Origin of the sequence: Bradyrhizobium sp. (assembly GCF_019244115.1) — a bacterium.
Lineage (GTDB): Bacteria > Pseudomonadota > Alphaproteobacteria > Rhizobiales > Xanthobacteraceae > Bradyrhizobium.
Genome location: NZ_JAFATE010000193.1, coordinates 1 through 11017 on the forward strand (window position 1 = coordinate 1; position 11017 = coordinate 11017).

General features: G+C 63.4%; 10 protein-coding genes. 3 read left to right on the forward strand and 7 right to left on the reverse strand.

Features of this window, described 5'->3' with window-relative positions; genetic code table 11:
• From dxs to JOZ76_RS08445, 6 genes are all read right to left on the reverse strand, one after another.
• The coding region (gene dxs / locus JOZ76_RS08420; protein ID WP_291698163.1) for a 1-deoxy-D-xylulose-5-phosphate synthase at positions 1-1094 on the reverse strand (1094 nt) is incomplete at its 3' end.
• Positions 1095-1426: 332 nt separating this feature from the next.
• Positions 1427-2728, reverse strand: a complete 1302-nt coding sequence (locus JOZ76_RS08425; protein ID WP_291698164.1) for a hypothetical protein — start codon at positions 2726-2728, stop codon at positions 1427-1429.
• A 176-nt stretch (positions 2729-2904) separates the two neighbouring features.
• Positions 2905-3156, reverse strand: coding sequence for an exodeoxyribonuclease VII small subunit (locus tag JOZ76_RS08430; RefSeq protein ID WP_291698165.1), 252 nt, complete (start codon positions 3154-3156; stop codon positions 2905-2907).
• A 203-nt stretch (positions 3157-3359) separates the two neighbouring features.
• Positions 3360-4289 carry a histone deacetylase family protein gene (locus JOZ76_RS08435; protein WP_291698166.1) on the reverse strand — a complete coding sequence of 310 codons (930 nt, stop codon included), beginning with the start codon at positions 4287-4289 and terminating at the stop codon, positions 3360-3362.
• 284 nt (positions 4290-4573) lie between these two features.
• A complete protein-coding gene (locus JOZ76_RS08440; protein WP_291698171.1) occupies positions 4574-6241 on the reverse strand; it encodes a bifunctional metallophosphatase/5'-nucleotidase in 1668 nt (555 codons plus the stop codon).
• A 133-nt stretch (positions 6242-6374) separates the two neighbouring features.
• A complete protein-coding gene (locus JOZ76_RS08445; RefSeq protein ID WP_291698167.1) occupies positions 6375-6899 on the reverse strand; it encodes a PRC-barrel domain-containing protein in 525 nt (174 codons plus the stop codon).
• Between the two features lie 331 nt (positions 6900-7230).
• On the opposite strand from JOZ76_RS08445, the gene JOZ76_RS08450 reads away from it, so the two are divergent.
• The 3 genes from JOZ76_RS08450 to JOZ76_RS08460 all read left to right on the forward strand — a co-directional run bounded on the left by JOZ76_RS08450 (position 7231) and on the right by JOZ76_RS08460 (position 8920).
• The gene (locus JOZ76_RS08450) at positions 7231-8064 is read left to right on the forward strand and encodes a hypothetical protein (RefSeq protein ID WP_291698168.1); all 834 of its coding nucleotides are present in this window, start codon (positions 7231-7233) and stop codon (positions 8062-8064) included.
• Positions 8065-8214: 150 nt separating this feature from the next.
• Positions 8215-8532, forward strand: coding sequence for an EthD family reductase (locus tag JOZ76_RS08455; protein ID WP_291698169.1), 318 nt, complete (start codon positions 8215-8217; stop codon positions 8530-8532).
• Positions 8533-8659: 127 nt separating this feature from the next.
• The gene (locus JOZ76_RS08460; RefSeq protein ID WP_291698170.1) at positions 8660-8920 is read left to right on the forward strand and encodes a hypothetical protein; all 261 of its coding nucleotides are present in this window, start codon (positions 8660-8662) and stop codon (positions 8918-8920) included.
• An 872-nt stretch (positions 8921-9792) separates the two neighbouring features.
• On the opposite strand, the gene JOZ76_RS08465 is transcribed toward JOZ76_RS08460, so the two are convergent.
• On the reverse strand, positions 9793-10581 hold the full coding sequence (locus JOZ76_RS08465; protein ID WP_366938548.1) for an ankyrin repeat domain-containing protein: 789 nt from the start codon (positions 10579-10581) through the stop codon (positions 9793-9795).
• Positions 10582-11017 lie beyond the last annotated feature (436 nt).

Here is an 11017-nt window from a genome sequence, read left to right on the forward strand (position 1 = left end):
TTGTTGAAGATGTCGACGCCGGTGCCCGACGGCATCGCCGCGGTGATGGCGACGATCTTGTCGTCCTTCTGCGCTTCCTTGACCAGGCTCTGGCCGAACACGTTCTGATAGGCCGGCGCATTCGGCTTGGCCTTGGCCTGGGTGCCGGTCGCAACGTCGAACTTGACCACCGCGTGGTACTTGTCCGCGGAGGCTTCCGCCGGCGGATAGCCCTTGCCCTTCTGGGTGACGACATGGACCAGGATCGGGCCTTTCTTTGCATCGCGCACATTCTTGAGCACCGGAATCAGGTGATCGAGATTGTGCCCGTCGATCGGCCCGACATAGTAGAAGCCGAGCTCCTCGAACATGGTGCCGCCGGTAATCATGCCGCGGCTGAATTCCTCGGCACGCAGCGCGCCGATTTCCAGGGCCTTCGGCAGCTTGGTGGCGAGCTGCTTGCCGACCTCGCGCAGCGAACGATACGTGTGCCCGGAGAACAGGCGAGCCAGATAGCCGGCCATCGCGCCGACTGGCGGCGCGATCGACATGTCGTTGTCGTTGAGGATGACGATGAGGCGCGAATTCATCGCGCCGGCATTGTTCATCGCCTCATAGGCCATGCCGGCCGACATCGCGCCGTCGCCGATCACGGCGATGACGTTGTTCTTGCCGCCGGAGAGGTCGCGCGCCACGGCCATGCCAAGGGCCGCCGAAATCGAGGTCGAGGAGTGCGCGGCGCCGAACGGATCGTAATCGCTCTCGCTGCGCTTGGTGAAACCGGACAGACCGCCACCGGTGCGCAAGGTGCGGATGCGGTCGCGGCGGCCGGTGAGAATTTTGTGCGGATAGGCTTGGTGGCCGACGTCCCAGATCAGGCGGTCGCGCGGCGTATCGAAGATGTAATGGATGGCCGTGGTCAGCTCGACCACACCGAGACCAGCGCCAAAATGCCCGCCCGTCACCGAAACCGCATCGATGGTCTCCTGGCGGAGCTCGTCGGCCACCTGCCGGAGCTGGTCCACCTTCAGCCGTCTAAGGTCATCGGGCGTACGGATGGTATCGAGAAGCGGCGTTTTACTGAATGTGGTCACAGCGATATTCCAATTTTGCATGTCGGAGCGTTGGTCCGACGACAGACGGGTTGCGTTCAATCGGCACAGCAAAAGCTTGGGCCGTCGGTGTCACCTGCACGGGCAGAAAGCCAGTTTCAGAGCCTAGTTTGTTCCCCAATCGGTCAACGTGATCGATGTCACTTTCCGCGGCTTAGCCCCGTCCCGGCCGCATTCTCTGAGTATTTGCAAGCTCTTAAGCCCGGAGTTGCCGACGGCCGAAAGAGCCCGCAAAAAGCCCGTAGTTCCCGAAGCTTTACACCAAAGCCGCGGCCAAAGCCAACCCGCACCACAGCCTGCCGGCCATGAGCAGGGTTAACAGGACGCCAAAAACCCTAACCACTGAGCCGCGCGGGAGGTTCCCCATCGGTCAAACCGACGGCATTTCCGTTGCCGGGAGCGCCAGATTCGAGGGTAAGCCACGCTTGTTCCCTCAAATCCGGCCCCTGCGCAGTCACGACCGTTAACGCTGCTTCCGGAGAAGCCATGCGCTCGCGCAGGGGAACCGGCCCGCACACGATCATGAAGAAGTCGTAGGCATGCGGCCGTTCGTTCGCCATCACGAACTGGAAGTGCACGCGGAAGAACTGCCAGCGGAACAGGTTGTAGTGGCTCGCGTCGATGATCTCGCGAAAACGGACTGGGACGATCTTGGGGTTGCATCTCGTCGCGCCGACCTCGATGCCATGGCTCGCCAGCGGATCGAGCTGGAAGAAATTCATCACGTCCTTGCGGGCCTGGCAGTCGATCCACTCGACCGAGTGCTCGATGGCGAGTTCGCGCAGGTGATCGCGGAAGTGTTGCGCCGCCGCGTGAAAACCGACGATCGGATAGTTGCCGCCGAGCGTCAGCAGCATGATGCGCGGGCCGTGCCGGCCGAGCGCTCCGTCGCGCCTCAGCGCGCGCGCCAGCATCTCGGTACCGAGAAACGATCCCGAACTGTGGCCGACGATGACGATCTCGTCGGCACAGCTGGTGCGCGCGACGCTGCAGAGATAGTCGGCGAAGCGGTCGAGCCGCTCATCCCATTCGGGGCGCTGCTTGTGCGCGAACTCCCAGGTCCAGATCCAGTCGCACAAGAGATAGAGCACGTAGGTCTGGTTCTCGGTGTATTTGAGCAGGAGCCCGAGCACGGCAATGAACAGCGCAGAGGCGAGCGGCGCGGTGACGAAGAGCGGCAGGCCGAGCGCCTGCAGGCCCTTTTCGAACACGAAGGCGAAGGCCGCGACCGCGAGCGCCTCCAGGAGCAGGATGAAATGAGGGTAGGTGATGAAGGTCGCAAAGCGCCAGTTCGCGCGGGTGAAGCGCCCCATCGTGCCGTTGAACACCAGCCGCCAATAGAAGAAGACCGCACGCAGCACCGTGCGCCAGATCGGCGAGGCGAGGTCGCGCTGGATGAAATCCTCAAAGCGCAGGAAATCGTAGGTGGTGCGGGTCTTCCAGCCCTCGGCCTCGGTGGCGATGGTCCAGGACGTGATCTCGTCGTCGGAGCGGCTCTGCGGACGGCCGAGTGTGGTATTGACCTGATAGAGCCGGCCGAACTTGCGCAGTTCCGTGCGGAACATCCGGTAATATTGCGCAAGGCCGCGGGGATCATAGCCCTGCACGTAAATGATATGGCGCTCTTGGACGCGCAACGTCGCTTTCCCCCGCCGGGCTCGCCGGGTTCAAGGTCGTCCGGCAGCACGTCCGACTATAGCAGGCCGGAGGGGGCGCCAAGAGGTTTTTGACCGCCATCATGACCGGGCCGTCGCATCAGCGCCTTTTGGCCGGCCATGTTGCCCAAAAGTGCCGGGCTTAAGGTCGCGAACGGCTACTGCACGTCTAGCGGTTCGACGCCGGTGACCTCGCCGGTCGTATCCGCGGTGATCTTCTCGACCCGCGCCTCGGCCTGCCGCAACAACTCCTCGCAGCGACGCTTGAGCGCCTCGCCGCGTTCGTAGATGGCGACCGATTCCTCCAACGGCACCTTGCCATCCTCCAGCCGCTTCACGATCGATTCGAGTTCTTCGATCGCGCGCTCGAAGGAGAGCTTCTTGACGTCGATGAGGGTGTTTTCTGCCATGCTGCTTTCTCTGGTTTGACGCATTCACGCGTGGGCGAATCCGGCCGGTCCCTCCTGGGTTCCAGTGCCCGCTCTGATGCAGGAACTTGTGGGGGGCCGCAACAGCTCCGGCCCTTAAAATGGATCAGTGCGGACAGATTGTGACAATCCGCTCGCGCACGCTGTCCGTTCATCAATCCGGGAATCCTCGGCTGCCCGGCAAATCAGCCGTTCATCAGGGCGGTGACGTGGGCCGCAACCGATTCCTTCAATCCCTGAAGATCATAGCCGCCTTCGAGCACCGAGACAATTCGCCCGCTGGCGGAGGCTTCCGCCACATCCATCAGCTTTTTAGTGACCCAGCCAAAGTCCTCGGCGCGCAGATTGAGCGAGGCCAGGGGATCGCGGAAATGCGCGTCGAAACCGGCCGAAACGATGATCAGCTCGGGCGCGAATCTGGTGAGCTGCGGCAGGATGACGTTCTCGAAGGCGCTGCGGAACTGCTGGCTGCCGTCCTCGGAGGCGAGCGGCGCGTTGACGATGGTATCATGTTCGCCGCGCTCGCCGCGGGCTCCGGTGCCCGGGAACAGCGGCATCTGGTGGGTCGAGCAGTACATCACGCTGGCATCGGACCAGAAGATGTCCTGTGTGCCGTTGCCGTGATGGACGTCGAAATCGACGATCGCGGCGCGGCCGATGCCGAACTTGCGCTGCGCGTGACGGGCGGCGATCGCGACGTTGTCGAAGAAGCAGAAACCCATCGGCTTGTTGTGTTCGGCGTGATGGCCGGGCGGGCGCACCGCGACGAAGGCGTTTTGATGCGTCCCGCTCATGACCGCCTCGGTCGCGGTCACCGCGCCGCCGACGCCGCGCATCACGGCTTCCCAGGTTCCCGGCGACATCGAGGTGTCGCCGTCGATGTAGATCATGCCTTCGGTCGGTGCGATGTGGCGCAGCTCGGTGACGTAGTGCTCGTTGTGACAGAGCGTGACCAGATCGAGATTGCCTTCCACGGCCTCGCCGCGCACCAGGGCTGCAAAACGCGCTTCCGACAGCACCTGGTTGACCACGCGCAGCCGGTCGGACCGCTCGGGATGGCCCTCGGGCGTCATATGATCGAGGCAGGCCGGATGGGTCAGGTACAAGGTGGACATTGAAAACCCTGGATAGCGTGACGGGCGCCGTTTGGGCCAAGCGGCTAATTTAAGGCGTCGCCGCCCGCTCGGAAAGGGCGGAAGTCTCCGGAAACGGCTGGGTTGCATACCGTCATTGCGAGGCGCAACGCGCCGAAGCAATCCAGAGTCTCACGAGTGGTGTCATTCCGGGGCGCGCGAAGCGCGAACCCGGAATCTCGAGATTCCGGGTCCGGCTCTTCGAGCGGTCCCGGAATCACTGTCGCCTGGATTGCTTCGGCGCTTTGCGCCTCGCAATGACGGCGTCAATTCACCCGCGCGATGCGATCGGGCGTGGTCGGCGTGATCTCGCCCTTGGCCAGAAAGTAAGCGAAAAGCGCGTCGCTGTCGTAGGCACCGAACTGTGCGTTGGTGCCGTCCTTCAGCGCAGCAAAACCATCGCCGCCCTGCGCGAGATAGTTGTTGACGGTGACACGGTAGTTTTGCGCGGGCGCGATGCGCGCGTCGTTCAGCATCATGCGCTCCGCGATCACGCGCTCGCCGAACGGCTTGTCATTGTCGAAGGCATAGCTGAATCCGCCGGACACCTGCAGGATCCGCGGCCGCCTGGGATCCAGCCATTGCTGCTCCAGCATGGCCTTGATCTGGTCGCCCGTCAGGGTCAGCGTCACCAGCTGGTTGCGGAACGGCTGGCTCGCGAACAGGTCGGCATAGCTCACGCCACCGTCTCCTTGCTTGACCACATCGGTGCGGATGCCGCCGGGATTGGTGAAGGCGACCACCGCGCCGCCGTCCTTCTCGCTGCGCGTCGCGGCGAGCTGTGCATCCGCGATGACGTCGCCGAGCACGCTCTCGCCGGCTTCGTTGGGCACGCGCGACAGCGTCTCCGTGATGGTGCCGGCGCGGCGGTTCGCGAGCGGCGCCGCCACCTTGTCATAGGCCGCGATCAGCGCGGTCTGCTCGGCGTCTTTCGCCAGCGTGTTGTGCACGATGACATTGTCGGCTCTGGCGCTGATCACGTCGCGCGTCGCTGGATCGAGTTTCAGGTCGATCGCAGTGACCAGGGTGCCGAACTTGTCGCCGCTCGTGACCAGCCGATGATCGATCTCGCAGACATAGGCCTGGTGGGTATGGCCGGAGATCACGACGTCGACCGCGGGGTCGAGCTTTTTCACGATGTCGACGATCGGGCCGGAAATCCCCGGGCATTCGTTGTAGTCGCCGGTCGGCCAGCCGCCCTCATGGATGAGAACCACGATCGCCTGCACGCCGCGCGCCTTCAGTTCGGGAACGAGTGCATTCACGGTCTCGGCCTCGTCGCGAAATTCGAGCCCGGCGGCGGCCGATGGCGAGATGATCCCGCTGGTGCCTTTCAGCGTCAGCCCGATGAAGGCGACGGCGACGCTATCGAAGCTGCGGATCTCATAGGGCGGAAACACCGTCTTGCCGGTCGCGGTGTCGACGGTGGAGGCTGCAAGGTAGTGAAATTTGGCGCCTTCGAACGGATGCGGCCCCCGGCATTTGTCGACGGGATGGCAGCCGCCATTCTGCATCCGCAAGAGTTCGTCCTTGCCTTCGTCGAATTCATGGTTGCCGACGGATGCGACCGCGAGCCCCATCATCGACAGCGATTCGATGGTCGGCTCGTCATGAAACAGGCCTGACAGCAGCGGGCTCGCGCCGATCAGGTCGCCGGCTGCGACGAAGATCGTGTTGGCGTGACCGTCGCGGAGCTGTTTGACCAGGGTCGCCATGTATTCGGCGCCGCCGGCCGACACCGCGATCTTTTTCGCCTTGTCATCGGGATCGGCGATCCGGATGCCGCCCGGGGGCGGGCGCAGATTGCCATGAAAATCGTTGATCGCGAGAATGCGGACATCGACGGGAGGGGACTCCGCGGCGCGTCCGGGCGCGGCGATGGCGACAAGGAGGAGCGACAGCGCTGCAAGCGCGAGACGAAGCACGAATTTCATGGTCCGATCATAGACCGAGGCCACGACGATTTCACGAAACATCCCGCGGTGTGCCGGCTTTGCCCGAGCTCAAAATAAAAGCGCCCGGCAGGCCGGGCGCTCCTTGCGGGATCACGATGTGATCGCGGCAGCCTTAGCTCGAATATTTGAACTCGGGCAGGTTCTTCAGCTCATCCTTGGTCGCGTCGAACATCGCGTGATCGGGATACCACTCGTTGGATTTCGTGGTTGTGGTGCTGGTGGTCGCAGCGCCCGTCGTCGTGCTCGAGGCCGGCCGGTTCGGCGCGGCGCCCGGCGGATTCGCGTTCGGCGTGGTCGTCGTCGAAGCCGTCCTGGCCGGCTCGTCCACGAACTTGATCTTCTCGAACGGGATCGCCACCAGGTGCTCGCCCATGCCGAGGAAGCCGCCGACGCCAACCACCACGGCTTTGATGTTGCCGCTCTTGTCCATCAGCAGATCGTTGATCGCGCCGATGTTCTCGTCCTTGCTGTTGTAAACGCTCAAACCCACGACCTTGGACGTGCGCCAGTCGCCGTGATATGGCTCCGCGGTGGTGGAGGCGCCGACCTTGTTCATCGCACCCGTATCCTCCGCGAGCACAGGCGAGATGAGCAGCGCGGAACCGATCAGGCCCGCTGCCAGAAATTTCGTCAACATTGATCTTCTCCTTGATCAGGAAACGGTGAAGCTAAGAACGCTCCACCGCGCTTGCCGTTCCCGTTTCGCCCAAATTGTCGCAGAGGAAACTCCGCTTGCTGCAGAGCAAAATCGGCGCGTCATTCGGTGCATGTGACCCGGAACCGGCAAGGTGCCTGCGTCGATGTTTTGCGCGTAACGGCGCGTTAACCATTCGAAAGCTCCGTCCGTTCGATGGCGCACGCTTAACGCGCGCTTAAACGTTTCGCTCAAAACTGCATCGTCCAGCGCATATCGTTCGACGCAGCAAGAATTGCTGGCGGAACCCAAAAAGCCTCCACGGAGCGACTGCTTGAGAAAGCTTCTCATCGGCGCGCTGGGTCTGAGCTTGACCGGCTGCAGCCATTCACCGCCATTGCCGACGCTCGCCACGTCCTGCCGTGACGGCGACCGGCTCACCTTTGATGGCAGGAGCGCCGCGAACTCGCCGCTCAATTTCCTGTCGTTCAGGACGAAATCTGCAAGTCTGCACGGCAAGCCCCTCCATGCGGCGAAAGGCGCGAAGCGGCCGCCGGATCACGCCGGAAAGGATCGCGCTGCCAAGACGGCTCCAAGGGTAGCCGCGGCGAGGGGCGAGAGCGCACCGACCCGCCCGCTTGCCCCGGCTCCTCCCGAGGCGCCTGCACCCACGCCTGAGCCGGTCACCACGGCGACGACACGTGCTGTCTCCGCTCCTGCTGAGGGCGTAGCCTCTCCGTCCGCGCCACCGCGTGACGTGCCGCGGCTCGCGCGATCGATCCAGCAAGAGGTCGCTGACGCCACAGCGGATGTGGAACGTAGCAACCCTCCGGCGACGGCGGGCGAGGCCGACGGTCTCGTCGCCGTCCTGATGACACGTCTGAACATCACGGATGTTTCCGACCTCACCGCAAAAAGCGTCGCGATCGATGGCAGGTTTGCCGCATCCGCTGCCATGATCCGGACCGCGATCGTGGCCGCGGGTGCGAGCGAGGTGCAATTGAGCGAGGCGACGACGACGGCGATCGATCGCCTGGCGAGCGGCGAGGTGCCGGCCGCTATCGTCGCGCTGGCTGCTCCGGAGGCGGCGGACGCATTTCCTGACGTCACCGGCTTCCGAACGTTTCGCGTGCCGTTGTCGCCGCGCTCGCTGAAACCGCGTCGGTGAGCGGGACCACGACCCACGGACTCGTGCTGCGGTCCTGAGTGACCGTTGCGGAACGCGCGTCTTTGCGGTTGCAGGTTCGGCAAATCTGACGCAGAGTTCGCCGCCAACGCCGGACTTCAACCGGCAAGCATTTTTGGGAGGAAGCACGCCATGATCAAAGTCAGCGTCATGTATCCGAACAATCCGGGCGCCCGCTTTGACCACGACTATTATCGCGACAAACACATGCCGCTGGTCAAGGCGCGGCTCGGCGATGCCTGCAAATACTACACCATCGACAAGGGCCTGGCCGGCGGCGCGCCGGGAGCGCCCGCAACCTATGTCGGCATGTGCCACATCTTCTGCGACTCGGTCGAGGCGTTCCAGAAGGGTTTTGGGCCGCACGCGCAGGAGATCATGGGCGACATCCCGAACTACACCGATCTCGCGCCGGTCATCCAGATCAGCGAGGTCGTCGTCGGCCACTAGCTGCCGGCGCGCGCTTCCCGGCGGATTGGCGTGGCTTGGCGTCTGAGCTGCGCGGCCCGTAACAGCAGGTAGGGTGGGTTAGCGGAGCGTAACCCACCTCTTTTCTTTCCGCGGCGACTATGCGCCGATGGGCGGCAAGGTCCGCACCGCGATCGCCGCGGCCGGCACCACCGAAGTGCAGCTCAGCGAGGGACGGGCCACTGCGATGACCAGGCTCAGCGATGCCGAGGTGCCGGCCGCCGTCGTCGCGCTGGTGACGCCCGAAGCGGCGGAGACGTTTCCGGTGGTCGCCGGCTACGAGATCTTTCACGTTCCGCCGTCGCCGCGCTCGATCAAGCCGGCGCGCGAGAGCCTTTCCGTTCCGATTGAATCGGAACGGAGGCTCTAGAGTCTCGTTTTGGCGCGTTTTCTTCACGCGAACCGATGCCCACTTCGCTCGAAAACGCTCCAGTCCATCCGCACACATTTTGACGGAATGTTCAGAGGCCGCCGCCTGTTGGCGGCCTCTATCGTTTTTGGTGTCACCCGTTGCGGAGGCTCGGCCGCCGAATACGCGCCGTCTCTCGAGGGTTCGATCCTGCGCCGATGGGAGCCTCACCTATCCGACATAGTCCGCCCAGCACCAGCCCCCCAGTGGCCCAAGGTGATAGTTTTGCGGGCATCCTCCATACGGGCCTGGGCGCACCTGCCGTATCCAACACGCCTGCCTTCCACGACCGAGCCAATAGCCCGGTGGACACAAATCAAACGGGCCGGCGGGGACTGATAATGGTGCAGCTTCTGCGTAAGTGACGCATCCAACAAGGGTGACAACGAGCGTCACTGCACCAATCACGGCAGAACCAAACTGGCGTCTTTTCATCGTTTCCTCTTCGCAGTTGAGTGGGCTCCCGACACTAAGCGGTCTCGTACAGGGCGGACACGGCGATCGCATCCGCTCGTCATACGTGTCGTTTCCGGACTGAACGGTCGCTGAACAATATGCTATGATGACTAGCGTTATGCATCATAGCATTTCACAAATGCGCGAGTTGCCCGCGTGGCCTCCGACGAGGAGGTGACGATTTCCGGTTATCTCGAGCGGCTCGCCCAAGGCTCGGTCAGCGAAGCGTACGACCCTCCTTCTCTCCCCGGCGACGTGGTGAGTCACGCCGTCGGCCGACCCGCCTTGCGAGTCCCGGCGCGCAGGTGTCGCGCCCGATGACTGCACGACGGGCAGGTCAGCTCGTAGCTGTCATAGGGTGGGTTAGTACTCCTGCGTCACGCAGCGCCGTGCTGCCTCAGAATGCGCAAAATCGCTCGCTGCTGCTCTCTGGCGCCTGGAGACCCTGATCCACTCTTGCCGGTGTTCATTGTCGCGAGCCGCATCGGGGTTGACCCGCTTCTGTTGGGAGCCCGTGGATCGGCGCCGCTTTCGATGAGCGCCCTTACCGCAGCGGCACAGCGATTGCGCACCGCCCGGTGCAGTGGAGAGACCCCGCTTTTGTCGACGGCGTTCGGGTCGGCGCCGGCTCGAATGAGCGCGCCGATGATCCTGGCCTGCTCGTCGGGATTCCACGCAGGCGAGCCTGGCCCGCCGTCAGCGGCATAGTGAAGCGGTTCTGCACCGCGCCGGTTTCTCGCATGAACGTCGGCACCCCCGGAGATCAGTTGCTCTGCGATGCGCGTCTGGTTTGCGGCAGCTGCCATATGAAGTGCAGTATCACCCTCGTAGATGTAGTGCCTGATCCGATCGAAAAAATTCTCCTTCGCAGCTTGCCGAATTGCGCCTCGGGCAGCGCGTTCGTTGGCGAGGTTTGGCGAAGCCTCGAGCAACCTGACGGCGGCGTCACTATCGCCGCAGACGATGAGGTCCACGAATGCTCTGAAGGGGTCATCCTGAGCATGGTGGGTCGGCAATTCCAGACTCCTGACCTCGGGACGGTCCTTTTGTGCAGGGGACCGAGAGTAGCACATCTTGAATGATGTCCATTCTGTGCCGAGGGAGCTGTGGACCTTTCGCCTGCAGCTAACGCACGCGTGCCATGCGCCAACTGCCCGTCCTGCCATTCCGTCGCAGCGTTGCGGCCTTCCGATTTTCAAAAAACAGGCTTGACTTTCACGTAAATCAGAAGCATGATCCGAGCCGTCCCGCGCTCGATACCGAGGGGCGCTTCGCGGTCGTCACGAACGTGGGGTGCGGGATGCGATGGACGTTTCGGTGCCGCGCGCGAGTTCTTCGTGCGGACGAACGGCCCGGAAGCGGACGTGAAAGCGTGTGGTCCTGGCCTCCCGACGCTGAGGCCAAGCCCGCGAGAGATGGTCTCGCGGGCGATGGGAGCAATCAAGCCCGGTTCCCAGCTATTCGATTCACACATTTCGGAGCTTCAGAGTGGTCCCGTGTTTGATGCGGCGGAAGGCTTCGAGGCCTAAGCGCATGATCTTTGGGCCGGGCTTTCCGTAGTAGGCGGTCCATCCTCCAAGCCGAGCAATGACCCAGGCCGCG